Consider the following 26,054-nt stretch of genomic DNA (forward strand, 5'->3'; position numbering starts at 1 on the left):
GCTCGCTGTATCCATGACGTAACCACATGCTTCCAGGTAGCACCCCAGCTCAAGCGGCCTTTGTGAAACACCGCGACCGAAGAACGAGTGCGCCGATGATGATGAGGGTTAGGCCGTTTCGTTCGGATCTTGCGAGGCTTGTCATACTTCCCGAGTGGAGATGCAAGCCGAAGAGGCAGCGCGGCGTTGGTTGGCTGATCAGGGCGTCCGCCAGATGGGCGACGGGTGGGTGAGCGACGAGAAGCCGGACGTGTTGCTGACTGGCAACCAGGTGGCGCAGTCCTGGGCCGGCGATGTGTTCGCAGAAGACCTGGATGCAGCCGACCAGCTACGGTTGGCCTTCGGGCTGCTGGACCTCCTCGACGACTACTGGGTCACGTGCGAGATCCGGTTCGCGAACGAGAGCGCGGAGGGCCCCCTGCCGGCCGACGTGCTGTGGGACGGTTACCGTCAGCGGCTGGAGGCGGACCGGGACGTCGAGGCCGTCACCTACTCGCTGTGGGTGGACTGGTTCGAGGACCACACCACTTCCGCGACGGCCTTCGCCGAGGTCCTCGGTAACGACATCGACCGCGTGGTGGCCGAGCGATCGGAAGCCCTGCTCCGCCGAGCCCGTAGCGTTCTGGAATGTTCAGGCCCGGTGCGCTGGACGGTGAAGGAGCCGACGTACCGCACCGCCATACGGCTTCCCGCCCTGCACGTGGCCGTCTTCCGCGGCCTCCTGGCAAGCTTCCACGACGTCTACGGCGACCTGGAACCGGCTGCCGCACTGGCCATCCTTGACCAGTTGGATCTCCCCCCGAACACCCAGCATCTTGCCCAACTGCGCCACGTACTCGCTGCCGGGCGCAAGAACCGCTACCGCAGCCCCGGCGCCTGGGACGATGCGGCTCGCTCCTGCTCCTGAGTCGTTGGCCTGGCAGACCAAAGAAAGATGCCGGCGACGTAGAGTCCGGCCAGGTAGATGGTTGCGGTCTTCTCGTAGCGGCTGGCTATGCCACGCCACTGCTTCAAGCGGTTGATGCACCGCTCGACGGTATTGCGTTGCTTGTACGCCTCGCGGTCGAAGGCGGGTGGTCTGCCACCTCGGCTGCCGCGCCGCAGCCGGTGGCCGCGTTGATCGGCCGGAACGGGGATGACCGCCCGGATTCCGCGCTTGCGCAGGTGCTCGCGGATCGCGCGGGAGGAGTACGCCTTGTCGGCCAGGACCACGTCCGGCCTGGTACGGGGACGTCCTCGCCGCCGAGGCACGCGGAGACGGGCCATGACGTGGGCGAAGGCGGGTGCGTCACCGGCCTGTCCGGCGGTGAGCACGAAGGCCAGTGGTCGGCAGTGGGCATCGGAGGCGAGGTGGATCTTCGTGGTCAGTCCGCCGCGAGACCGGCCGATGGCATTGTCATCGGGCTCGTCGGCCGGGGCCCCCTTTTGCGGGCCCCGGCTGCGTGCTGGTGAGCCCGCACGACAGTGGAGTCGACCGAGACGGCCCAGCCGAGGTCTTCCTCTGCGTCGGCCTGTGCGATGAGCGCGGTGAAGACCCGTTCCCAGGTGCCGTCGATGGCCCACATCCGCAGCCTGTTGTAAACGCCCCTCCAGTTCCCGTACTTCTCGGGGAGGTGGACCCACTGCGATCCGGTCTGGAACTTCCAGGCGATCGCGTCGATCACCTCACGGTGATCCCGCCATCGGCCACCCCGCTGCGGCGTCCGGTCTGGCAGCAACGGCTCGATCCGCGCCCACTGCGTGTCAGTCAACGGCACGCCCAGACCAACGATCAGATGATCCAAACGAAACGGCCTAGGGGCAGGTCGGTGAGGGAGTCAGTGACGCCTGCTCCGGTGCGGGTTCTACAAGGCGTGAAAGGGGTCCGGCGCGCAGGCCGCCGTCGGCACAACCATGACCATCGACGACGGCCCGTGATGCCCCAACGGCGCTGCAAAGATGAGGAGTTGCTGGGCTGGAAACAAGGTCACAACAAGTCTCACAGACAGGTCCGCGCCCGCGCGGAGCACCCTTTCGTCTGCATGAAGATCTAGAACTTCCTCCGCGACTGCCGTCTCGAAGGCGACGGCGTCCACCACCCCATGCTCGGTATCGCACGGATGCACAACCTCGCTGCCCTCGTCGGGTAGACCACCGAGCCGTGCAGCAGATCACCACGCCTGAGGCCGCTCAGAATCATCTACGGGACGGCCCGTGGCGCGGCGTGGCGGTTGGGCACCAACTGTCTGAATTTATTCGGATACAAGTTTGATTCATTGCCTGGGTGGCCGACTCCTCGGATACTGGCAGGCTTGCCACGGTGGCGGGCGTTGGGGGGATTCGATGGCTCGCTCGGCCGTACGTGACGGTAGCGATCCCAGGGCTATTCGTGACACTCGTGTGCTGATCGACTGTCTGCAGGAGCTGGTGAGGGGTGCCATCTCCAAGACCGTGCGCAACTGTTCCAAGTATCCGGAGGCGATCTGGCTCTCCGACGCGCCGGAAGGCATGGTGCGGCGGTTCAAGGACTCGGACCCGCGCTTCATGGTGGTCAAGCATCGTCCGCTTAAAGACGCTCCACGGCTGCCATCGCTGCTGCAGGGCAGAGTTCAGGCGGAGGCTGTGGCCACACCAGGCGCGGAGCCTCCTGAGTTGATCGACGAAGCCACGCCAAATGAGCGCGGGAGCACTCCGGAGAATCCGGATGAGACACAACCGGCGTTGGAAAGCGGCCCCTCACACGTCCGCGCATCCTACGAGGCGTGGGCACAGCAGTGGAGGCGCTGGTCTCAGGAGGAGCTGGCCGCGGAGGCTCAGCGTCGGCTGCACGGACGGCTCTACCGGATGGCGAAGAAGGTCCAGCAGGACGGCGACTCCTTCGAGATCGTTCTCGCGGTCGGACTGCTTCAGCTGGGATCCCAGCGGCCCTCGTCGCGGGTGCGCAGGCACATCGTTACGGTTCCGGTCACCGTTACCGTGGACCCCGCGTCGATCAGTGTGACGGTGTCCCTGCTGCCGGATCAGTCCGGGCGCTTGGAGGACACGGATTTCCTCAGCGAGTCCGACGGTTTTTCCTCCGAGCTAACGGGAGTCGTGCGGTCCGCAGTGGAGGATGTTCCCTTCCATCCGCTGTCGGACCGGGCCACGGATGCGGTGCGCATGTGGGCGCAACGGGCCTTCGGTGTCGAGCGGGTGGTGCCTTTCGAACCGACCGGCAACCCGGAGGATGTGACTGCCGAGGCGCGGGCGCGTACTTTGCACTACGCGCCCGCGCTGATCCTGCGGGAACACGGGCAGCGCTCCGTCCTGGGGTTCTACGAGAGCATCTCCCGATCGCTCAAGCGTCCGGGGGCGGAGGCTCCCTTGGGCTTGGCGCAGTTGCTGTACGACCTTGATCCCGAGCACCGCACGGCATGGAGAAGCAGGATCGGTGCGGTTCCGCCAGCACTGGGACCAGATCCGCTGTTCCCTATGGTTACCAACAGCGCTCAGCGGGACGTTCTGCAGCGACTCCAGTCGGACACGAGCGTGGTGGTGCAGGGTCCGCCTGGTACCGGCAAGACACACACGATCGCCAACCTGATCGCGGCACTGCTGGCAGACGGCAAGCGTGTTCTGGTCACCAGTGAAAAAGGCCGGGCTCTGAACGTCCTGCGTGATCAGCTTCCACCCAGGTTGCGCAGCATGTGTGTCATCCAGGGCGATCAGTGGCAGAGCGGCTCCTCAGACCTGCGCCGCTCTCTGGAAGCGCTGAATCACCTCAATGCGACAACCAGCCTCGAACGGCTGCGGCAGCGCATCACTGCCGCGCAGGAGCAGCGTCCTCAGTTCATGGCTCAGCGGGCCCGGATCCACGACAGTCTGCGCCAGATCCGCGAGGCCGAATGGTATGAGCATCCCGAGATAGCACCCGGCTACCGGGGGCTGCTTGAGGACATCGTGCAGGCGGTGGCGAGCGGAACAGACCGCTACCAATGGCTGCCGCCCCTCCCCTCCCCCGCTGCCGCACCGCCGGTCTTGACCACGGACGAGGCACAACGGTTGCGCCTGCTGGCGGAGCTGCACGGAGCGGGCCTCCTAGATACAGATGCGCTGTACTGCCCTGATCCGGCCAGTCTTCCCGATCCGGCAGAGGTGGCGCGAACTGCCGAGAGGCTGCGGGTTGCTGAAGATGCCTTGGAGCAAGAGCCTCCATCGGACCTGGCTCGCGTGCTTGCAGCCCTCGGTGATGCCGAACTGGGCCGCCTGGAGGAAATGCTCGAGCAGGCTCAACAGGCACTGCAGCTGGTCGGGTTGTCATCGGACACCGAAGCGTGGGAGGACGAGGACTGGACGACGCGGGCGTTGACGGACGGCCTGGCCGGGCGTCGGCAGCAGTTGTGGGACAGCATCCGCAAAGCCTCGCTGCGTGCCCAGCAGACCTACGAGCAGATCGCGGCCACGGCCTTCCTGGACGTGGAAGTTCCTCATGTCTCCGAGAGCGCGGAGAAGGATCACCTGATCGCAGCCCGCAATCTGGAGCAACATCTCCAGCGCGTTGGAAGGCTGAGTCTGCGCTGGCCTCGGTCTGCGGTCGTCCGGCAGGCGCGCTTCCTTATTGAGCAATGCCGGGTCGAAGGCATGGCTCCAGTCGACCGGGAGCGGATCACCGCAGTTGTGCGGCATCTGGAGATGCGCGCCCACGTCCGCACCCTGCGCGGCCGGTGGGAGGGCGTGGGGGCAGCGCCGGATCCCAATCCGGAAGATCGCCTCATTTCCGAGCTCTTGGACCGAGCCGCGGTCCTTCGGGCCATCGATGAAAGCGCGGAGTCCGTCCGCCGCGTCCACGCGGCTCTGCTAACGGCCGGGATCCAGCAGCCGGTCACTACCACCGAACAGTGGAAGGAGGTACGGCAAGCCTGTTCCGTTGCCCGGCGGCTACTGCGCCTCGACGCCTCGCTTCGCGAGTTCGACGCCTTGTTGGACGCCCTCCCGCCGGCTCGTCCGAACGGTGTTCAGGAGCTACAGCGTGCCGCGGAAGCCGCAGTGGCTCGCGACGCCTCTGCCTACCTGCGCGCCGTCGAGGATCTGTCCGTCGCCTACCAGCGTGAAGCTGACCGTCGTGAGGCCGGCAAGCTCTTCGAGCGTCTGACCGAGACCCACCCCGAACTGGCGCGGGAGTTCGCCTCCGAGCCTCTCGCAGCCCACTGGGAGGTCAGGTTCGCCGTACTCCCCCAAGCCTGGGCGTGGCGTCAGGCCCGCGCGTTCCTCGACGAACACCTGCTCCCCGGCCGGGAGGAGCAGCTTGAAGGCGAACTCACCCAGCTTGAGGCCAGGCTCCATGACCTGGTGGAGCAGTTGGTGTGCGACCGCGCCGCCCTCCACTGCGTAAGCCGTATGACCACGAAGCACAAGCAGGCCCTGGCTGCCTATGCGAGCGCTGTCGCGAATGCCGGGCAGGGGACGACCGATTACGGCAAACGCCACCAGCGGCACGCACGATCAGCCATGCAGGCCGCCCAGGGAGCCGTGCCCGCCTGGATCATGCCGCTGCGGCGCGTCGCGGAGACCATCACACCTGAGCCGGACTCCTTCGACGTCGTCATCGTCGACGAGGCAAGCCAGGTGGGCCTGGACGGATTGCTGCTGCTCTGGCTCGCCCCACGCGTGATCGTCGTCGGAGACGACCGTCAGTGCGCGCCGTACTACACCGGCAGCAAGCACGACCGCATCACTCAGATCTTCGACGAACGCCTGGCCGCTCTGGAGCCCTGGCAACGAGAAGGCTTCGACCCCAAATCGAACCTCTACGAGCTGCTGCAGTCCCGCTTCACCGAGGTCATCCGCCTCACCGAGCACTTCCGCTGCATGCCCGAGATCATCAAGTGGTCATCCATGCAGTTCTACGCCGATAACCAACTCGTCCTCCTGCGCCAGCACGGCTCCGACCGGCTGCCCCCACTCAAGGCCGTGCACGTATCCGAGGGACATTGTGAAGGGCTGCGTGAAAGAATGATCAACCGGCCGGAAGCAGAAGCTGTGGTCAGCCAGTTGCACAGCCTCACCCAGGACCCCGCCTACGCCAACCGCAGCATAGGCATCATCGTCCTCCGTCACGGCGACCAGACCCGGCTCGTGCAGGATCTCGTCAATGAACGCATCGATGTCGCCGCCCTGGAGCGTCACCGCATCGTGGTCGGCACACCCGAACGGTTCCAGGGAGATCAGCGCGACGTGATCCTCCTGTCCATGGTCGTGGACGGTGACCACGCCATCGCCGCCACCGGCCGCCACCATGAGCGGCGCTTCAACGTCGCTGCCAGCCGCGCCCGCGACCAGATGTGGCTATTCCACTCCGTGACCGCCGACCAGCTCAGTAGCAAAGACCTCCGCCGCTCCCTGCTCACCTACATGCAAAGCCCGCCCCCGCCTTACACTCACTCCCACCAGCTGACCGACGTCCGTCCCGACACACCGTGCAAGCCCTTCGACTCCCTTTTCGAGCAACGCGTCTACCTGCGCATCAAGGAACGCGGCTATGACGTCGTGCCTCAATGGGAAGTCAACGGCAAGCGCATCGACCTCGTCGTTACCGGAGACCACGGCCGCCTCGCGGTGGAGTGCGACGGCAGCCCTTACCATTCGGCCCCCGACGACATCCGCCACGACGCCGAACGTGAGCGGGAGCTGCGCCGCGCCGGCTGGACATTCTGGCGCATCCGCAGCAGTGCATTCGCCCTCAATCCGGAACAGGCACTGGAGCCCCTTTGGAAGCGCCTGAAGGAACTGGGCATCCACCCGGCCACCGCCCCCGACAGCCCGTCACCTGGCGCACTCGGCCAGCCGGCGTGGACCCCAGTCGGTCTGGCCGAGACCGAACACGATGACGACCTGGACCCCTACGACGGCGAGCCGGGACCGGATAGTGCACCCGATGACGACAGCGAGGGATTCTGACATGGAACACTTCGACGACAGCACTCTCACCGAACTCGCGGCCATCGTCTGCGGCGACGAACCGGGAATGAAGCGACGGTCCGGCTGGGAACTCGCCGGCTTCCTGAAACGAGCGGGTTGGGAGAACGTTCCCGAACACGATGGGCGCCCCCGGATGCTCTGGGTGGAAGAAACCCTGCGAGAACGGCAAGACGACGAGGCAGCCGACATCGAAAGAGTCATCCTCCGTCTCGCCGACCGACGCGAATACCTCCAACAACCCCACGACTACGACGCCGTCATCACACGCCTCCAGGACATTCTCTCCCTCGAAGGCCAGCGCATCGACTACCACAAGAACCGGCCCTTCCTCGCCGACCACGACTCCGACGAGGTCCGGCGCCCTCAGCGCGTAGAACTGAAAGTAGCCATCACCGACCTGGTCGACGACCCCGATCTCGCCAGTGCGGTCCAGCTACGCCTGGACGAAGCACGCATCTGCCAGGAACACGGCGCCTACACCTCCGCCGTCATCATGCTCGGCAGCCTCCTCGAAGGCGTCCTCGTCCACGCCGCCGACACACGCCCCGCAGCGGTGCCGCTCATCCGCCCCGCCCGCGACACCCGGCTCCAGGAACTCATCCAGCACGCGCACACCAACGGATGGATCGACCAGGACGCCAAAATGGCGTCAGACCTCCTGCGGACCTACCGCAACCTCGTTCATCCCCTCGCCGAAAAACGAGCCCGGCACAGCGCGGACTTCGACACAGCCGATTTGTGCTGGTCCACCGTAAACGCCGTCCTCAACGACCTTGCTGCCAGCACCCCCTGATACCCCCACCCACGAACTGTTCACCGGACACGCCGTACGCTCCGGCATGGCCATCAAGGCCCGCCGCGCCGGCAAGGACCGGAAAGCCATCGCCGCAGTGGCCGGGCACGCCGACGGCTCGAAGGTTCTAGACGGCTACATGCAGATCGTTGACCAGTGGGACGAGAACGACAACGCCCTCATCGGCATCGGCCTATGAACCTGCGGCGCTCTCAGCCGCATCTCCCAACGCTTCCTGCCGATCACGGCGACGGGCTCGAGTGCCATTGCCCTGCTTGGCCTTCTCCGCCTTCCAGTCGGACTCCTGCTCCGGGTCCGGGCCGTCACGGAACTTCTTCAGGTCCAACCCTGCGATCCGGGCTCGGGTTCCCTGACCAGTGTCATAGGTGAGGAACTTAATCGGCTGCCCTGCTACGCCCTGCACGGCGGCGGAGCGATGACGACCACCCCGTCCGTGAACGACGCCAGCAACCCGCTGGAGGAGCTGGGCTGGCTGCTGCAGCAGTTCGCATGAGCGCCACCGTGCCTGGCGACCGTGACCCCTAAAAGGGGCGAACTTGCAGGTGCCGAAGGTGGGTCATCGAAGCACCATGTTCCGACTGACCGGCTATCCCCCACTCAACCACCGCTATGAGCGGAAACCAGCCAACCATCTGGCCTCGTGATCGACGCGCATGGCTTCCGTGTGGCCACCCAGTGTAGGTTGTGCATGTCATGTACACATAGGTGTTTGTGAGGGGGATCGTATGCGTAACAAGCAAGTGCTTGCTGGCTCATTCGCAGCAGCGGCGCTCTTCGCCGGTGTGGCTGTAAGCGCGGTCGGTAACGGTGCGGCACCGGATGAGACTTCACCGCAGACGGTGGCGGCCAACGCTGTCGACGAGAGCAAGTGGCCAAACCGGACGCCAGAGCGTGGACTGGCCAAGGGGTTGTCCCTACCCGTGGAGAAGTATCTCGTCGGCTATACGGACGTCGTGGAGTGGCAGCGTGCCCAACGTGACCTTTGGGTAAGCTGTATGGCTCGGTTCGGTTTTGACAAGTTCAACCCCCCGGTCCCTGGGGCGAACCCGCCCGCTGAATTCAATGATGCCAACATGCCCAGGCGCTACGGAGCTTCCGACGCAGCGCATGCTGCGGCGTATGGGTACCACCTGCCGCCGGAGCAAATGGGCGAGCCGCCTGTGTGGGAGCCGGCCGCCGGGCCGGAGGAAGACGTGTTCGTCGGAGGTGGACCAGAGCTCTCGGGAGGCACGTACAACGGAGTAGCGGTTCCCGAGGGAGGATGCCGCGGAGAAGCGGAGCGTCGGCTGGGACGTCTCGTGCAGGGCGAAGACGCCTCAAGAGTCAACGCGTCGAGCATGACCGAGTCTTTGCAGCAGCCCGCTGTTCAAAAGGTCATCGCAAGCTGGGCAGCGTGTATGAAGGAAAAGGGCTATGCATACGATAGCCCATTCAAGCCCGCCGAGAGTTTCAATCTGTCGACGCCGTCGGCGTCGACAGAGGAAATCGAAGTGGCCACCGCCGACGTCGCCTGCAAAAGTAAGACCGATCTGACCGCAATCTGGTATGCAGAGGAAACCGCGATCCAGGACCAGAAGATCGCCAACAAGAAGACCTCACTCGAGGCCGCACTTGCGAAAACGAACACCATTAAGGCCGCCGCGCAAAAGGTGGTCTCGGAAGGTACGAACAGGTAACTAAGGCCATGCGAAACCTGATCCGTTCCATTCCCGTCGCCGCGCTCATCGCCGGAAGTATCTTCTACGCCCAGCCCGCGCAGGCCGCCACCACCTATGAATCCGATAGTTGCTCATCCAGCAACAACGCATACTGCTTCGTGCTCTACTACAACAGCGCTGGTTCGATCACAAACTCCGGGCAGGGAGCCTGCTACGTATCGAACATGAGCGTCCCCGACCACTACGGATACTCTCCGAACGGCGCGACCCTCGTCCGTCTGGTCTTTGGCTACGGGAAACTTCCGAACGCCACCTGCAAATCCGAAAGCGGAGACGGGACAACCCTCAAGAACAACGCCGCTTCCATAGTGAATGGCGAATGCGGCGTCACCAACCGGGTCTACTTCAGTTCTGGTTACCAAGGTATCTCGCAAGCCAGTACCGCTACCTGCGGTGGTTACGGCGGCTTGGCGGAGAACCTCGTGCCCGAGTTGAAGAACGAAAACGCTTCCCATAAGAGATATTAGCCCCTCCTCCATACCGGTGTGTTACCGCACAAAACTAGGGCCGTGGCACTTAGGGATACCCGCAGGCAAGGCCCGCGAGGCTGTCCTGATCGGCTCGAAGAGTACGTGTCCGCTTCCGCAGGTGCCGAGGATCTACGTGGACGAGTTCAGTCCATCTCCCTAATCGATAGGAAATAGTCGGCCGGACGCGCGGCGTGAGTGCATTCCTCGCATCTCCCCCGCGCGTCCGGTGGTCCAGCCGGCGTAGCTCCGCCCTGGGCGCGCCGTTCTCCCGTGCGCAACATCGTGCGGCACCTATACCCCGGTGTCGGCCGATGGCGCACCCACAGAAGGGAAAACCCGGCGAACATGCGTAAACGTTACCGAGAGAGACGGATGATGCGGTCATCCGCTCTGGCCGTCACCGCGGCGATCGCGTTGATCGCTTCCACCTTCACCATTGATGCCGCCCAGGCGGCGACACGGGGAAGTCACCACAGCTCCGGCCGGCAGCAGGCCCGTACACCGGGAAAGGCGCCCACGTCGTCGGCAGTTCCGCTCAAGGACCGCGACCCGGTTCTGGGCAAGGGCTGGAAGGGCTCCGCCGACCGGGCCGTGACCACGGCCGCCGACAGTGACGGACTCCATCTCCTGGTCGCCGACAGCCATACCGGCTACGGGTGGCGCACCACCACGGTACTGAGCGAGCCTCAGCTCCCGGCGGACCTGTGGATCGGCAACCAGTGCCTCATGGACGACCACCACGCCGCCGTCGTATACGCGCCCCGTACCTTCACCAACAAGCCGGACCTAATGATGGGCGGCGCGTTCACGGCCATCGTGAACCTCGACGACGGCAGCGTCACCAAGCTTCCTGTCACGGCGTCCCTCGCCTACTTCGACCCCTCGTGCAACCCGGCCACGCACACCGCCGTCTTCACCGCGCTGCGCGACAGCAGGACGCGTCTGGTCACGGTGGACAGCAAGGGCGCCACCGTCGCGGACACCACCGCAAGAGGCGAGATCACCTCCGCCGTGCCCGTCGAGCACGGGGTGATCGCGGCTGCCGGCAATCAGCTGGTCCGGGTCGACGGCAAGGGGAAAGTGGCTGAACTCGCCGCGACTGAGCACCCTCCATACGGCATCCGCGTCAAGCGGGACGGCTCGGTCGGCTATCTGGATCGTTCGGACGGCGACCACGTCAGAGTTCGCACCTACGCGCACGGCAAAAAGGCGACCGTCGCCAGCGGCGACCTTGCCGCCATGAGTCTCCGCCAGGGCACGGACGGAACGGTCTACCTGACCGGAAAGGCCAGTCACGACGAGGGCCTCACGGCAAGCGGCATCAAAGCCCTGAACGTCTCACCCGACGCGGAAGTCTCCACCCGCGGACGCCTCGCCGTCGACCCAGTCCTGTCACAGGCCGTCCTGGCAGGCGTCGATCACATCAAGGCTGCCGGCCGCGGGTTCACCAGGACCGCGACCACGGAACCGGCTGCCGAGACCACACCAGGCCGCACCAGTCACGCCCTGACCATCAGCGGCACGGTGCCGGGCACGGGCAGACACACCCACCACAAGATCGCCGAACCGGGCAGCACCGCAGGCGACAGGCCGTCACCAGCGCTCACCGGCGCCTCGAAGCCACAGGTCTCGACGATCACCGCACTCACCGCGGCCGCCGACCCCCGGGCCAATGACCCGGTCGACAGCGACCGCTGGTGCTCGGTGCCCCGCAACGATGTCGGCACGCAGGCTCTCCAGCCAACCCCGAATCAGGTCGAGTGGGCCGTGGACATGGCGATCCAGGGCAACCTGCGTTCCGGCTACCTCACGCAGGGTGGCTGGCGCGCGCAGACCGGACTGTCCACGATCGACCCGCAAGGGCTGTTCCCGAGACCCACGCTGACCGGTGGTGGGCGCATCCCCGCCCAAGTTCAACTGGGCATTCTTGCTCAGGAATCCAACCTCTGGCAGGCGGAGTCCGGGGCCATCCCGGGCCAGATGGGCAGCCCTCTCGCGGCCGTCGACGGCTTCTACGGACACCAGACCGGAGGGTCCCTCTCGGAGTTCTGGACCATCCACTGGGACAAGTCCGACTGCGGATACGGTGTCGGACAGGTCACCGACGGCATGCGCAAGGCCGGCTACGAGAAGCCGAATGAAACGTCCCTGCCGACCAGCACGCAGCGTGCCGTCGCTATCGACTACACCACCAACATCGCCGCGTCGCTGTACATCCTGGCCGCCAAGTGGAACGAGGTCCATAAGTCCGACCAGACCATCGCCGTGAACAACGACGACCCGGCCAAGCCCGAGAACTGGTTCACCGCCGTCTGGAATTACAACCTCGGATTCAACACGAAGGCCGACGCGGGCACCAACGGAAACTGGGGACTCGGCTGGTACAACAACCCCGCCAACCCGGTCTATCCGCCGTCCCGGCTCGCGTTCATGAACACCGACCTCGACCCGCTGGCATCCAAGGACGCAGCCCATCCGCAGAACTGGCCCTATGAGGAAAAGGTGATGGGCTGGGCCGCCTGGTCCATCGACACCGGTCACTCCTACGCCACCTCCGGACGGCAGGACTGGCCGGGCGAATCCGGCTTCTCCTCCGCCGGCTTCCGCCCCGCCTCCTGGAACGGCACCGACGGAAAGGTCATAGAGACGACCAGCGCGAAGTACCGCCGGGCCCACGTAGTGCCCCCGCTCGACGCGTTCTGCAACGCCAAGAACAACTGCAACACGGCAAGCCCGCCCGACTGCCCCGATGCGAACTGCTACAAGCAGTACTGGTGGCACGAGGCCAGGACGACATGGAAGTCCGACTGCGCCACCAGCTGCGGCTTCGAAAGCATCAAGTACCAGACGGTGGTCAACGAGCCCGGCCGAGGCACCCGCCTACAGTACGGGACCCCCGTCTGCTCCGGTGCCCCGTCGGGTGCGAAGGTCGTGACCTCCGTGCCCGACGGCACCAACAGCTGGAGCAGCTGCGGCACCACAACATCCGACGGCTCGTTCCAGTTCACCTTCTACCCTGACCCGAACGCCACCGGACCGGGCCTCGGACAGTACGATGCGAAAGCCGACCTGCACCAGATCGGCGGCGGCTACAACGGCCACTTCTGGTTCACCCACGCGCGCGACGCCGACCACCTCGGCGGCGACGGCGGACGCATGACCATCCTCGGCGACTGGAAACTGAACTCCGCCATCTCCGGTAGCCAGGCCAAGGTCTACGTGCACATCCCCGACACCGGCGCCCAGGTCTCCAACGCCACCTACAAGATCCTCACACCCTTCGGCGCGGTCACCAAAACCATCAATCAGAACTCCCAGAACAACAAATGGGTTTCCCTCGGCGCCTATAACTTCAAGGACCACGCGCCGGAGGTGCAGCTGACCAACTCCACGTCGGACGGCGCCGCCGACAAGGACGTGGCCTACGACGCCGTCGCGTTCGTACCAGGCGACTACTCCGGCATCCCCTCCGACCTGACCTTCAGCGACCCGGACGTCAACGCTGCGGATCCCGTGCCGACCGAGACACCGAACACCATCGAGGGATCGTTCTTCGCCGGCAGTACCTCGCTGAGCAGCAAGGCAAAGGCGTCGTCAACCGCTTCCGTGATCACCTCTAAGAGCAGCGAGGGACTGGCGACGCCATCCGTGTCCGCCGGCGAGACCGCGGCATGTTCGGTCACAGAGAAATCGATGACATACACCCGCACGAAGGCGTGTATTCACGACGAAATGACCGTCGTTCACCTTACCGACGGCCGTCCCGACGGTGCAGCGGTCTTCGATTACAGGAACGCAATCGAAACCGACGTGAACAGCGACACATTCACGCAGAGCACAAGCATCCGGCTGGATTCCATGAGTGGCGTGATGGCCGAGGTGAAGCTTGACCTCGGTTACCAGTGCCGAGGATATTGCTCCGTCGTCAGCTCCACATGGACCGGATCCGACACCTGGACCCTCGGGGACACTCACTCCGCGATCATCACCACGAAAATAAAATGGACCCAATCGAGCGAGACAAAGAACTCCATCCTCCCCTACTGGACCTTCGACGGCGTTGCGAACGACATGCCCATCGAAAATACGGCCACCGTCGAGAAGGATAACCTCAACGTCCGGTGCGACGTCGAGGTGAAGTCCACCCCCGGATGTGTGTTCAGTTGGTACAAGCCGACGTACGAAATCAACGAAAGGAAGTTTCCGGCAGCCGCGGCACACATATGGCTCGTGCAGCATCAGCTGCCAGGGCACAACGGACTGCGGGGCGTCGGAGAACCGCTCACCTACCTCGGCGGTGACGTGCTCGTGCCCGGCGGCAACCAGGCGATCAGCGACTACAACCGGAATGTCATTTGCCCGGAGGGCTGGGCACAGAACGAACCGGTCACGCTCTCGCCGGAACTTAGCAGCAGCAACAACGACCAACCCAGTTGCGACGAGTTCCCCTTCGCTGCGAGCTATGAGAGCGCGGCCATGCCCAAGACGTGGGGCGGGAAGAACTCCTCCCCAGTCACCTCGGGCGACCAGTGCGTGAACACCCGCGCCGTCAAGGGCTCGGACGGCAAATGGCGTATGGTGATGAACCCGAACTATCCGGTTCCCACCTGGACGGAATCCTGCGGCCGGGCGGCGATGTCACTGAACCAGAACTCGCAATCGATGAGCCTGTTCCCGACCTTCCGTAAAAACAACCGCGTCGTTGACGGCGACGGATACTGGCTGCAGGCGGACAAGCCGAGCTGATCGACGTCGTCACAGGAAAATGGCCCCTGGTCACCCCAGGGGCCATTGCCTCTTCCAGGCGGTTTGTCGTCAACTGCGGGGATGCTGCCTCGTCCCGATCAACGCCACTCGATACCGCCGTCCACCACGCGGGCGCTCGTGCTCATGAGATCGGCAAGTTCATCGAAGAACTCCGTCAGCGAGCAGTGGGTCCCGAGGCGGTTCATGTCCCCGTCGCTCCAACTCCCCACCGCGCCTGTCCTGACGTCAATGAACCGTCCGTACAGTTCGTCACTGTCGGCGACAAACGGGAACCACTCGCGACGCCATACCAAGACTTCGTCGTCCTCGTCATCAGGTACATCACCCGTCCTCTGGAAATCCATCCGCCGCTCATACACCTTGACTAGCTCGGCAGTGGACAGAAGGTGCCACCCGTACGGTACGAAACTGCTGCCCGGAGCCGGAGACAGCCATCCCTGCCGGGTCTCCTTCATTTCCACGCCGTTGTTGATGAGAAGCCATACCCGCAACTCTTCGGGGAGCGACAGGCCCAATTTGCTCTCTGCGTCACTGATCTGCTTCGACGTCGCGGGTGGTTGCAATGCCGCGGCGTTCTTCGGAGCATTCCGCTCCAGCCAATACGTCACGCGACCCCATGCCCGACGCACTTCGTCCGCCCCACTTGCCATACCAAGTCCTCTTCCCGGGTGACCGGCCTGCATTCCCTGCCCCCGCACAACAGACGCCTCGTCGCGTGGTGGGAGTCCAACGATACGAACGACGTTCTGTCGCACAAGGACCGGGCCCAGGGCTCCGGTGTAGTGCGTGATGCGGTTCGGGGGGCGAACTGCCAGCTCAGAGGCGCTCTCGAAGCGCGGCAGACAGAGGCTTTTCGACCGCCCAGCTCTAAGGGCTGTCCCGCTATTCGCGCGTCCACACCCCTCGTGTGGTCCGGCAGCACTGACTGGGCGGCCGACTGGCCAGATCGGGCACCAGGAAACCGGTTGGGCCCGCCCACGGACGGTGCGTACCCTGTCCGACTATGTGCTACCACGCGTTCAACGGCGCCTTCCGGCACTACGTGTGCATCGCGTGCCGACTCTCCTTCAAAGGCAGCACCTGGCCGATCCGGAAGCGCATCTGTCCTGGCTGTCGTGAACAGCTCGTCTTCGCCGGCTACGACTTCGCCGCGCCCCGGCGACGCGACACGAAGGCATGGTCCGTCGTTGCGACCGTGCTCGCGGAGGGGCTGACCTACGATCACCGCCCTGGCTGCGGCTGCTCGCCGCTTCCCTCTTTCCGGCCCCGGACCCGAGCTCAGGTGCGTGTCCGGCGCCGTGCAGCCGAGCGCCTGGCCCTGCCTCTGTCGGTGACCCTCGCTCGCCGCGACGCCTTCACCGCGGAGAGCCGCGACGAACAACAGCCCTCTCCGTCGGGCGCGAAGCGCGATACGACCTGAGCGTCGCGTCGACGCGGCATGCCGCGCTGGCGATGTGAGCAATCAGGGCATAGGTCGCCCTGAGAGGATCCTGCTGTGGCTGGAGTGATCACGGCAGCGGAACCGTCCTGGATATCCCCGTTCACTGGGCTGCGTTTGCGCGATTTTCGAAAGCTGGTCACGCTTTTGCGCCGAGAGGGCGCCGATCGGACTCGCCAAGGGCGTCCCTGGTCACTGCCGCTGGAGGACCGGGTGCTCCCGGTCGCTGCATACTGGCGGACCAACCTGACGCTGCGGCAGCTCGCCCCGCTGTTCGGCATCTCCAAGCTCGGCGGCCTCGTCCAACTCAGCGAGCCTTCCCGCCTCCAAAGGATCGTCGGCAGCGCACTACGCAAGGCCGCCCGATGCTCCTCCGACCCCATCTGCTGGAAGCGCACCCCGCAGGACCCCGAGGACTTCCTCCACGGTGCCGCCTGCCATTGCTGTGTCATGGCCTCGGAGACCTCCTGCGAACGCGCCAACCGTTTCCTCGACCGCCGCTTCCTCCTCGACCTGCCCGGCAGCAACCTCGGGTTCTTCCAGGTCCATGAGTGAGGCGGACGCGCCACGACGCCTTGGCCAACTCCTCACCGGGACCGAGGCCAAAGGCATGGCGGACCGGCTCGCCGACGGTGACACCCTCACCGCGGCGCTCAAGGTCGTCGCGGTCGGCCAGCGGGCAGAGGTCCGACGCCTTCTGGAGGCGGTTGCCAGCGGCACCGGGCCAAGGCACCAACAGGTCCTGGCCCTGCGCGCAATCGAGGGGGCACGGGCTCTGCCGACCACGTTGTCACCGCTCTGGACCATGCCCGGACACCTCGTCCAGAGCGGGCCGCTCACCACCTCGGTGAACCGCGTCGTGGACAGCGCACGCCACGCAATCACGTGCTCGACCTTCAACTTCCAACGAAGTTCAGCGCTTTGGAAGTCATTACGAGAGGCCGCACAGCGTGACGACATCGCCGTCCGCGTCTATATGGACGCCCGGGCCGCAGACGGCGTCGGACAGCAACGGTCCCCGACGACTGCAGAAGTCGCTGCGCACCTAGCGCCGGCCGAGGTCTGGCGAACCAAGCAGTTCGACGGCACATACGTCCGCAACCACGCCAACTTCCTCGCCATCGATCACCATCTTCTCCTGGTGACCAGCGCGAAGTTTTCCTGAAGCGCGGAGAACAACAACGTCGAGTTCGGCGTCCTCATCGACAACCCGAACCTCGCCGAAGCCGTCGAGCGCGAGCTGCGCGAGGCGGAGGGCGCCCTGTACGAACGGATTTCCTGACGTCTCGCAAAGCGGCCTTCCGGAGCCTCTCTGTGAGAACCAGGCGTCGCCAACCCACCCGAGCTGCATCGCCAACAAACAACGGTGCCCTCGACCGTGCCCGCCTGGCGCACCGCATGACCGGCGGGGAGCTGACGCTCGGCGCGGTGCTGGCACGGCTAGAGGAGCGGGAACGCGAGATCGCCGCACAGGCCGAGACGACGCGGGAACAGATCACGCAGCTGAGCACCCAGCTCGATGAACTCGGCCGGGCCGCCGAAGAAGTCCGGATCACCCGCAAGACTCTGCCGGCGCTACCGGACTCGCAGCCGCCCGCGCCGCCGGCACTGAAACTGCCGGACCATCCTGCCTACCAGCAGATCATGGCGGTGTTCACCGCGGCCGACCATCCGCTGCGGGCCCGGCAGGTGTGCGAGGCGATGGACCTGCCGGTCGCGCCCAACAACATCAACAACACCCGCCTCAAGCTCAAGCGGCTGGCCGACCGCGGAATCCTGGCCGAAACCGAGCCAGGACTGTTCACCAGGCCACGTCCGCAATCGCCCGGAGTTCAGCCCTGACCAGCGCGCCTACTCGAGGTCCACGGCGGAGTCGGCCGATGCGTCACGGCCCATCGCCTCGGACGGCGCGGTCTTGATGCTGCCCGGAGCCCAGCCGAGGAGTTCCTCGAAGGTTCGGGCAACGGTCGGGGTGGGCAGGTCCCCACGGCCGCGTTCGAAGGTCCTGATGGTCGCCTCACTCAGCCAGGTGCGGCGCGCGAGTTCACGCTCCGAGATGCCTTCGGCCTCACGGAACTCGATGAGGGCTCTCGCCAGCCGTGTCGAATCCTCTCCACTTATGACCGCAGTATGTCGCCGAGCCCGGGCCGGGGAGCCCTGATCTGCACGCCAATCCCATAGCAGAGTCAGATACAAGGCAAAAAACCGCACACCGCCCTCTGGAGGCGCGTTGTGCGGTCGGCCCGACTAGTGTGCGTTGCTAGGTGTGCGAGCAGCCCGTCGTGGACCCGGCCACCGACTGCAACGACGGCGGTCCGCACTCGTACTGCGCATGGAAGTCCAAGCGCATAGAGCGCGGCCTTACAGCCCTCCGCCGGCGACGGGCTGGTCCGACGTTCGCTGGTGGATTCGGACGTCAGGCAACGGGAAGCGCGGCGGCAGCAGCAGCGATCTTGGCGGCGACGGCGTCGAGCGACGACTCCTTCGTGCTCAGCCCGGAGTGCGACGCGAGCATGGGGCTGACGTCATAGAGCTCGTCGAAGGTCACCCCGTGCGTCACGGGCACGACGCGGTTGGTGCCGAGCAGGACGGCGAGCTCCTTCTCGGCGATCCCCTCGTTCTTGATGCTCTCGAGCAGGGCTGGCGTGACCAGCACGATGCCGATCCGGGAGTTACGAAGCCCTTTATCGATCTCCCGCATCTGCAGCGAGCCCAGCGGGAGGTCTTCCTGGCTGAACCACACCGTCGCACCGCTCGTCTTCAGGTGACCGTAGAGCTCCTTCGCGCTGCCCTCTCGGTCGTTCCAGGCGTGGCAGAGGAAGAGGTCTCGCTTGTCCGGGTGTACCTGTGCCTGTACCGCGGCCTTGTCGGCGTAGGGCTCGACCGCCCGCCACTCGGTCGGGGTGTACGACACCGTCCTGCCGGACCTGGTGCGCCGCGAGGTGCCGCCGCCATACGACCCGCCGGACGACCGACCGCCACCGCCGTAGGAGGGTCCGGACGAATACGACGGGGATCGCGATCTTCGTCCCCAGCTGCTGCACGCTGGGCAGTTCGCGGTCCCACTCGCGGTGCGGTGGCCTCGGGAGGGTGCTGTGCATTGCGCCATGCGCCCATGGTAAAGCGAGCCACCGACACAGTGTCGTGGTTTGTTGAACGGCCGGCAGCAGCATGTTCAGGGCCGTCGCGGGCGTGGTTCGTCGGAGGTGCGACGTACGCTCGTTGGCCAACGCGGAAGGACTCAGGATGACGGATCCCGCGCTCGACCAGATCGCCGCCGCGCAGGCCGACGCGCGCAACGCGATGAAGACGACGTTCGGCTCCGACAGGCCGATGTCGGGCACCAGCCCGATCATCGAGCGCTACCTGGTGCGATTACCGCTCGACAACAGGTGGGCGCACCTGCGCGCGGTGCCGTTGCAGCCGATGTTCCTACTGATGCCGACCGACCTGTGGCGCTGCCGTGACTGCATCGCCGCGTACGCCGCCAGCCACAGCTGACCGACATCGAGGAGAACACCTGCGACAACTGCTGCAGGCACTTCCCGGGGCAGGGTGCGAGCTTCACACCGTTCGTGTTCCGGCAGGATCTACTGATGCTCCACGGGTCCGACTGCGACGAGTGCATCGCCAGTCACGAGCCCCGCTAATCTCTTCCGGAACATCTGATCTGCACGATCCGGCGGGCCCCGCATAGAGCGCCACCAGCCCTCGGCGTCACATCGTCGCTCGCAGCTTTGACGCCACCTGACCTGCCCAATACATACCTGACACCCCATCAGAACAAGCGTCGAATGAGCGTCACGAGCGTCATTTCAACGTCAAGATATCGCCCGTAACGCCCACACCGCGCATTATGCGCACGGGCAAAACCGCAGTTCAGGAGCCCTTCGCGGCGGGTTCGAGGATGGCGACGCCCCTCTGCTGGTGGTACAAGGCCAGGCAGCGCCCGGAAGCCGTACGAAGGGCATAGGCGCGAAACCTCCTATGGCGACAGAACGTGCGCGAGGCTCCGCTTCCCGCGATCCCAATAGCCGAAATCGGAACCCATAGTTCCGCCGCTACGCTCTCTCGGTATGCCACCGTCGTCCCCTGGCCCCGCTAGCGACTCCATCCCCAGACGCCTCACCACTTCGCGTGATGTCGACCGTTTCCTCCGGACCGCAGCGTTGGCCGGGAGGAGTTCCTATCGGTGTCTCACCGATTCAGAGGTGGGGGTCGCCTTGGGGATGGCGGGGTTCCCGGCCGAGCGTGGCGATCAGCTCAGAATGCGGCGCGCGGTGGTATCGCGGGGTTACTTCACCAGGGAGAAGCAGGGGGACGGGTACCAAGCCCCCTTTGGTCCCTACCTGCTGTGGACAACCGAAGGCTTGGACCGCATAGCCGCCCTGGAGGAGCAGGCAGCGGACATAGTCGGGATCTGCGACTACATCCATACCGCCTTGCCGCGCTGGCTTTACGGATTCCTACCTGGCCAGCGGGCTGTCGACCTTGCGCAATTCCACGATAGCGATGCCGCCTGGCACGGAGGGGTTGCGATCGACCCGGCAGTGGTGGAGTTGGCCACCGAGCACCTCGTCGTGGAAGGGCTGCTCACCTCACACCGGCGCGAGGACAGAGACACTGACCTGCAGCTCACTCACCTGGGGATCCGTTTCGTCCATTCCAACCAGTCACTGGGGAGATTCATGTCCAGGCCACAGCCGCAGTTGGGTAATGAGGTCACGAACTACGGGGTCTACGTCGGGGGAAACGCGACCCACAGCAACCTGGCGAGCGGCAGCCACAACTCCCAGACGATCAACCAGGGCATCGACGGTGATGCCCTGACATCCCTGGTTAGCCAACTCCGTGCAGCTGCGTCCGCTCTGACTCTGCCCGCAGGTGATGCTGAGGATCTTGCCGAGGAGATCAGCACGCTGGAGCACGAGGGAGTCGATCTGAAGCGGGGCCAGAGGATATGGCGGTCGATCGTGCGTATTCTCACGCCAGCTGTTACCTCCGCTCTGACAGGCGAGGCGGAGCAAGCCGTGCACGTTGCGATCACAGCGGGCACAGACCTATTTAGCTGACTCATGGGTCTTCGACGCGCGCGGCCGTGCTGCACCCCATACATGTGGGGTGTCCTTGACTCCTCCGGACGAGGCGATGCCGGCCGAAGCGCGGCGCGAGCTTCCACCGGACAGGGCGCTGCCGGGGCATCTCGTAGAGCAGAAGCCGGACGGCTTCCGGGCGGTGCTCTTCGCCCGGACCGGCATGGTCATGCTCCAGTCCCGCCGCAGTGCGGACCTGGTGCCGGCGTCCCCAGACACCGCCGCCGCGGCATCTGCGCTCGGTGAGGACCTGGTGCTCGACGGCGAACTGGTCGTGCCGCGCGCAGGGCGGCTGCACTTCGGCGAGCTCCAGCATCGCGCCCGCCAGCTCAGCTAGAGCGTGCGGACGGGCGCCGCTGAGCATCTCGCTTATGTGATGTCTTCGACATGCTAGAGGCCGCGATGGTCGAGCTGCGGACCGGCCATACAGGGAGCGCCGGGCCGTCTTGGAGGACGCCTTCGCCCACGCGGTCCTCGATGGGCCGTTCACGTTCTGCCCAGCCACCACGGACCGGGCGACCACTCTCGACTGGCTGGACCCGGCCTGGGGTGCGGCCGGTATCGAGGGCGTGGTACGAAGGGCAGCGAGTAGAAGTACGCGCCAGGCAGGAGCCACTGGGCCAGCGCGATACCGCCATCCTCATCGCCTCGCTCGGCCAGCCTGCCCCAGAGTCCGAGTTTCCAGAACAACCGTGGTTGCTCTGGAAACTCTGTGTGGTGCGCGCGGTGTAGTCAGACCTCGCCGCCCTCGTCCCACCCACATTCAGTACAACGAACTCCCGCGTACATGTCGTCTCGGACGTGATCAACGGCGCTCCAGCCTTCCAACTTGGAACTCGGGGCTCCGCACCGGGGACAGCCAACGATGACGCCGAATCCATGGAAGTACGTGTACTCCAGTCCAGACTCCTCAACGGTCCGCTGCATCGTCTTCACGAGTTCTGCTTGGGAGTCCACACCTACGAGTTCCCGAGCAGCTCGATCGACATCACCGTCAACCATGGAAACCCACATGATCGGCTCGAGGAGCGGCGGAAGCGGGGTGTCGTCGAGGACAACCGGGATGACGCGGACAGAGTCATCCCTCAGTCGCCGTGTGAGGGCGGCCTCCCACTCTGTGTTCACCCAAGGGGACTTCGAAGAGTTGGCGGACCAGAAGACCATGACGGTGTCTACGAGCCCCAGCGCCTCGTTGATCTTGCCAGGGATCCGATCCCCATGTCGGATCTTCCATGAATCAAGCCAGACGTCCACGCCGAGCAACCTCAATCGGGCGGCAAGTGGCGTCACTTGGGGCTTGTCGCGGTGGTTGTGAGAGATGAAAGCGTGCATGAACACAGCCTCCCATCGGGGGCTCCACCACAAAGGGGAAATCGTCAAACTGACGAGATCGTGCGTCTGGCTCGTCGCCCGCGCAGTCGACCTCACCGTCCGGGACGTGAAGGAACGCGAGCTGGACACTACCCGGCCCAACCGCTGCAGTAGGGCCAGTTCCCCGGCTCGGCCAGTCTGAAGCTGCCAGTGGGTCCAAGAAGTCTTCCAGCCTACCGAGAGGCGCCATCAGAGAACTCCGCACCACCTCATGCCGCGCATCCCGCGAAACCCGGTCTCAGGCAGCAGCAGCCGCTGCACAATCAGGTTCATAGGGTTGCGCCGGTCGGACATCGTCCAGATCGAAGCACCCCGGAGAGCGGCTCCCGCGCGGAAGGTGCAGATGACGAGTGGCCCACAACGACGCCTACCACTGGCCCCCTGAGCTTTTGGACCTGCTGATCGAACTGGTGCCCCGGCTCAACCGGAGCAAAGAAGGGGTCCTTGGATTCTTGCGGGGCGCTGGCGTCAGCGAAGACCTGCTCGCGCCCCATCGACACCAGCTCGCCGCGGACAAGTCAGCAGTCAGCAAGTACAAGATCGTTCGTGCCGTGCTCAGCCGGATCAATGAACAGGGCGATGCAGGCTTGGGCGTTCGCAGGGAGATCCTCAAACGAGCGGTCGAATTCGAGGACTTCTCCACACTGTGGCCGGACGACCGTCTCCCGGCCCAGGGGCTACAAGCAAGCGTGCGACGACTTGTGAACGTCAAGGACTCGTTCACGCGGATGAGCCAGGCGCATGATGAAGAGCGAGCAGCTCGCATCAAAGCACGCACAAGCGAGCTTGAGCGCCTTGCTCGACGGAAGGCAAAGTTTCAAGCACTCCGAGACCGACTCAACGATCTGTTCAACGAAGACGACCCGAGAAAGCGAGGCACCGCCCTGGAAGGTGTGCTCAACGACCTGTTCGTAACTGAAGGCATCTTGATCAGGGAATCCTTCACGCTGCGCAGCGAGGAGGGGCATCCCGTTGAACAGATCGACGGCGCCCTCGAAGTCGACGGATCCGCGTACCTCGTAGAGATCAAGTGGTGGGGTGAGCCTGTCGAGATCAACGCGATGAGCCGCCACCTGGTTCGGGTGTACGGGCGCTCGGAAGTCCGCGCCCTATTCATTTCTGCATCTGGCTTCACCGGGCCGGCCATCGAAGAGAGTGAACGCGCACTGAACCAGCGAGTGATCGTCCTGGGCGAACTCCGGGAACTCGTTCTCCTGCTCGAACGGCAAGGTGATGTTGCGGCCTGGCTGCGCGAAAAGGTCCGCTTCGCGCAGCTCGAACGTCGTCCTCTCGCCCTGCTGGGCTCCGATTTCTGAGCACCCTACGCACCATCAGAACACTCACGCGCACAGCGTCCAGCCAGGCAGTCCTTCGCCCAATACCGATGGCAAGGCGCTCCTCCAATACCGTCGCTGCACACAGGGGATCCGCTGCGCATCTTCTGTCACGTCCGTGTCACGAGCCCCATGGACGCTTGCGTGTCACAGGGCTCCGGACCGGACTTACGCGCCCGTCCTGGACCAGCTCGACGCCCAGAGACGGCTTCTACGACATGTGCCATGTGGTACCGCACACGAATCCACGAGACAGGAAAGATCCGGACCATACGCGGACCAACCGAGCCGCAAAGGCCACCTCCTACACCCTCACTGCAGTTCAGGGGCTCGCAAGCGCTGTACTACCAGCAGACGAAGAACATGCTGGTGTCGTACTCACCGAAGAGGCTGGGCTTCTTCTAGACACGGGAAAAGGGCGTCTGAACAGGGCAGACGCCCGGCCGGAGAGTCCGGCCGGGCGTCCGTCCATCAGGGGGTGCCGGGTCAGGCCGCCGGGTGGAACTGCTGGTTGGGGTTGCCCGTGCATGTCCAGATCTGCAGTCGGGCCGCGTCGGCCGTGGACATGTCGGTGACGTCCAGGCACTTGCCCGACGCCTTGTTCACCAGGGTGTCCCCGGTGCCCTTCTGCCAGACCTGGGCATCGGTGCCGTTGCAGTCGAAGAGCTGGACCTTGGTGCCGTCCGCGGTGGCGGCACCGGGGACGTCGATGCACTTGCCGAGCGACCGGAGGGTGCCGTCGCCGCCCACCGTCCACGTCTGGGCCGCGGTGCCGTTGCACGTGTACATCTGGACGGGCGTGGTGTTGGTGCTGTTGGCCTCGGCCACGTCCACACACTTGTCACCGAGACCGGTGATCGGCCCCTTGGGCAGCTGGGTGTCGGGCATGACGGGGTTCTCCGCGTTCGTCAGCGTCTCCCACGCCACGAACAGGATGTTCGTCCCGGAGGGCCGCGTCTCCTCCGTCAGGGCCTGGGTGTTCGCCATGGCCACGCCCTGCCGCGTGTGCAGCGCGTTGAACCCGGACTCGGTGACCGGCCCCAGACCACGCTTGAGGCCCTTGGTGCCGCACACCGCGGGCTCGGGAACCGCCCGCCGCTCCTGGGTCGCGTGCCAGCCGAGTACCTGACGCAGACGCTCGCCCACCTGCGGATACAGGTCCACGTTCTGCATGAGGGCCGTCTCGGCGATGTGCGACATCGAGGCGATGCTGTAGCCCGTGTGCACGAAGTCGCGGCACGTCTCCTGCGCCATCCCGGTGACGTACTGGGTCGCGCCCTCCCAGTTGAAGGGGGCGTTCGGAATCCGGTTCGGGGTCGGGCCGTCCGACTCGAGGTAGACGAAGGCGGGGACACGTTCGAGGTACTGGTCGACGGCCTTGTCGAACGTGGCGCCGTCGTCGGTGAAGACCGCGATCCCGATCGACGCCTCGGCCTCGGTGAGGTCCCAGTTGCTGGTCCGGTCGTCGCCGTTCACGACCACGGGAAGGTAGACGGTCCGCAGCATGTTCGCGAAGCGGGCCGCGTTCGGCCAGTTGCCGTACTGGTACTTCATGAGCTCGGCGGCCTTGACCCAGGACGCGGCCGACCACGCCGTCTGGATGCCCGTGTTGTCACCCGTGTGCTTCGTGATGGTCCACGACCAGGCGTCCATGATCTGGATCGCCTTCTTCGCATACCGCTCGTCGCCGCTTATGGACCACGCCAGCGCGTCGGTGTACGCGGCTATCGCGTCCTGCCGTTCATCCGTGCATCCGTTGTTCGGATTGCTGCTCTGACCGCAGTTGACGTCCGCCCGAGGCTTGGGGACGCGCGACAGCGACGCCAGGGAGTTGTTGATCATCGCGTCGTAGGCGCCCTTCCAGGGCGACGCTCCCTGCTGCACCTTGGTGCGCACGAACTCGAGCTGCGTCGAAGTGATGTTGACACCCGGGTGCGCGAAGGTCTGCGGAGCACGCGTCTGTTCGGGCTGTGCCGCGGTGGGCGCGGCCACGGCCGTACCCGTCGGCACTCCGGAGAGAGCCAGAAGTCCCAGCGCTGTCGCGAACGCGAAGCGCTTCTTGATCGATGTCATGAGAGTTTTCCCCACCCGTTTGCATGACTGTGTTTCTGAG

Annotated in this window: 19 protein-coding genes and 3 pseudogenes; 16 read left to right on the forward strand and 6 right to left on the reverse strand. The window is 65.0% G+C overall.

Annotated elements, in window-relative coordinates; genetic code table 11:
- The first annotated feature begins 160 nt into the window (after positions 1-160).
- Positions 161-907, forward strand: coding sequence for a hypothetical protein (locus ABZ898_RS04485; protein ID WP_361653118.1), 747 nt, complete (start codon positions 161-163; stop codon positions 905-907).
- Here the strand turns inward: ABZ898_RS04485 and ABZ898_RS04490 are convergent.
- Positions 859-1,772, reverse strand: a pseudogene (locus ABZ898_RS04490) (IS5 family transposase). The gene ABZ898_RS04485 and the pseudogene ABZ898_RS04490 overlap by 49 nt on opposite strands.
- 76 nt (positions 1,773-1,848) lie before the next feature.
- Here ABZ898_RS04490 and ABZ898_RS04495 point away from each other — a divergent pair.
- From ABZ898_RS04495 to ABZ898_RS04525, 7 genes and pseudogenes are all read left to right on the forward strand, one after another.
- Positions 1,849-2,129: pseudogene (locus ABZ898_RS04495) on the forward strand (IS5/IS1182 family transposase); the annotation flags it as partial.
- A gap of 250 nt (positions 2,130-2,379) precedes the next feature.
- The gene (locus tag ABZ898_RS04500; protein ID WP_361652670.1) at positions 2,380-6,915 is read left to right on the forward strand and encodes an AAA domain-containing protein; all 4,536 of its coding nucleotides are present in this window, start codon (positions 2,380-2,382) and stop codon (positions 6,913-6,915) included.
- A gap of 1 nt (position 6,916) precedes the next feature.
- On the forward strand, positions 6,917-7,729 hold the full coding sequence (locus tag ABZ898_RS04505) for a hypothetical protein (protein ID WP_361652672.1): 813 nt from the start codon (positions 6,917-6,919) through the stop codon (positions 7,727-7,729).
- Positions 7,730-7,775: 46 nt separating this feature from the next.
- Complete coding sequence (locus tag ABZ898_RS04510) at positions 7,776-7,928, forward strand: hypothetical protein (RefSeq protein WP_361652674.1); 153 nt, start codon at positions 7,776-7,778, stop codon at positions 7,926-7,928.
- Between the two features lie 547 nt (positions 7,929-8,475).
- Complete coding sequence (locus tag ABZ898_RS04515; RefSeq protein WP_361652676.1) at positions 8,476-9,426, forward strand: hypothetical protein; 951 nt, start codon at positions 8,476-8,478, stop codon at positions 9,424-9,426.
- Between the two features lie 8 nt (positions 9,427-9,434).
- On the forward strand, positions 9,435-9,935 hold the full coding sequence (locus tag ABZ898_RS04520) for a hypothetical protein (RefSeq protein WP_361652678.1): 501 nt from the start codon (positions 9,435-9,437) through the stop codon (positions 9,933-9,935).
- 273 nt (positions 9,936-10,208) lie between these two features.
- Positions 10,209-14,684, forward strand: coding sequence for a Tat pathway signal protein (locus ABZ898_RS04525; protein WP_361652680.1), 4,476 nt, complete (start codon positions 10,209-10,211; stop codon positions 14,682-14,684).
- A 98-nt stretch (positions 14,685-14,782) separates the two neighbouring features.
- Here ABZ898_RS04525 and ABZ898_RS04530 read toward each other — a convergent pair whose 3' ends face one another.
- Positions 14,783-15,313 carry an SMI1/KNR4 family protein gene (locus ABZ898_RS04530; RefSeq protein ID WP_361652682.1) on the reverse strand — a complete coding sequence of 177 codons (531 nt, stop codon included), beginning with the start codon at positions 15,311-15,313 and terminating at the stop codon, positions 14,783-14,785.
- 395 nt (positions 15,314-15,708) lie between these two features.
- Here ABZ898_RS04530 and ABZ898_RS04535 point away from each other — a divergent pair, with 395 nt between their 5' ends.
- From ABZ898_RS04535 to ABZ898_RS04550, 4 genes and pseudogenes are all read left to right on the forward strand, one after another.
- Entirely contained in the window at positions 15,709-16,125 is a 417-nt protein-coding gene (locus ABZ898_RS04535) for a hypothetical protein (protein WP_361652684.1), read from the forward strand.
- A 75-nt stretch (positions 16,126-16,200) separates the two neighbouring features.
- A pseudogene (locus tag ABZ898_RS04540) lies at positions 16,201-16,431 on the forward strand (transposase family protein); the annotation flags it as partial.
- Positions 16,432-16,690: 259 nt separating this feature from the next.
- A complete protein-coding gene (locus ABZ898_RS04545; protein ID WP_361652686.1) occupies positions 16,691-17,308 on the forward strand; it encodes a phospholipase in 618 nt (205 codons plus the stop codon).
- A 233-nt stretch (positions 17,309-17,541) separates the two neighbouring features.
- Entirely contained in the window at positions 17,542-17,985 is a 444-nt protein-coding gene (locus tag ABZ898_RS04550; protein ID WP_361652688.1) for a hypothetical protein, read from the forward strand.
- 9 nt (positions 17,986-17,994) lie between these two features.
- On the opposite strand, the gene ABZ898_RS04555 is transcribed toward ABZ898_RS04550, so the two are convergent.
- Both ABZ898_RS04555 and ABZ898_RS04560 read right to left on the reverse strand, forming a co-directional pair.
- The gene (locus ABZ898_RS04555) at positions 17,995-18,354 is read right to left on the reverse strand and encodes a helix-turn-helix transcriptional regulator (protein WP_361652690.1); all 360 of its coding nucleotides are present in this window, start codon (positions 18,352-18,354) and stop codon (positions 17,995-17,997) included.
- A 205-nt stretch (positions 18,355-18,559) separates the two neighbouring features.
- Entirely contained in the window at positions 18,560-19,057 is a 498-nt protein-coding gene (locus ABZ898_RS04560; RefSeq protein ID WP_361652692.1) for a toll/interleukin-1 receptor domain-containing protein, read from the reverse strand.
- A 332-nt stretch (positions 19,058-19,389) separates the two neighbouring features.
- Between ABZ898_RS04560 and ABZ898_RS04565 the strand changes: the two genes are divergently transcribed.
- The 3 genes from ABZ898_RS04565 (at position 19,390) to ABZ898_RS04575 (ending at position 21,573) form a co-directional block, all read left to right on the forward strand.
- Positions 19,390-19,644, forward strand: coding sequence for a hypothetical protein (locus tag ABZ898_RS04565; RefSeq protein WP_361652694.1), 255 nt, complete (start codon positions 19,390-19,392; stop codon positions 19,642-19,644).
- 710 nt (positions 19,645-20,354) lie between these two features.
- Positions 20,355-21,215 carry a hypothetical protein gene (locus tag ABZ898_RS04570; RefSeq protein ID WP_361652696.1) on the forward strand — a complete coding sequence of 287 codons (861 nt, stop codon included), beginning with the start codon at positions 20,355-20,357 and terminating at the stop codon, positions 21,213-21,215.
- 49 nt (positions 21,216-21,264) lie between these two features.
- Positions 21,265-21,573: a hypothetical protein gene (locus ABZ898_RS04575; RefSeq protein ID WP_361652698.1), complete on the forward strand. Its 309-nt coding sequence runs from the start codon at positions 21,265-21,267 to the stop codon at positions 21,571-21,573.
- A 395-nt stretch (positions 21,574-21,968) separates the two neighbouring features.
- Here the strand turns inward: ABZ898_RS04575 and ABZ898_RS04580 are convergent, their stop codons facing one another.
- Positions 21,969-22,568: a toll/interleukin-1 receptor domain-containing protein gene (locus tag ABZ898_RS04580; protein WP_361652700.1), complete on the reverse strand. Its 600-nt coding sequence runs from the start codon at positions 22,566-22,568 to the stop codon at positions 21,969-21,971.
- 389 nt (positions 22,569-22,957) lie between these two features.
- On the opposite strand from ABZ898_RS04580, the gene ABZ898_RS04585 reads away from it, so the two are divergent.
- Positions 22,958-23,923, forward strand: coding sequence for a restriction endonuclease (locus ABZ898_RS04585; RefSeq protein ID WP_361652702.1), 966 nt, complete (start codon positions 22,958-22,960; stop codon positions 23,921-23,923).
- Between the two features lie 504 nt (positions 23,924-24,427).
- Here the strand turns inward: ABZ898_RS04585 and ABZ898_RS04590 are convergent.
- Entirely contained in the window at positions 24,428-26,014 is a 1,587-nt protein-coding gene (locus ABZ898_RS04590; protein ID WP_361652704.1) for a ricin-type beta-trefoil lectin domain protein, read from the reverse strand.
- Between the last annotated feature and the right edge of the window lie 40 nt (positions 26,015-26,054).

This window comes from Streptomyces sp. NPDC046860, from assembly GCF_040645115.1.
Lineage (GTDB): Bacteria > Actinomycetota > Actinomycetes > Streptomycetales > Streptomycetaceae > Streptomyces.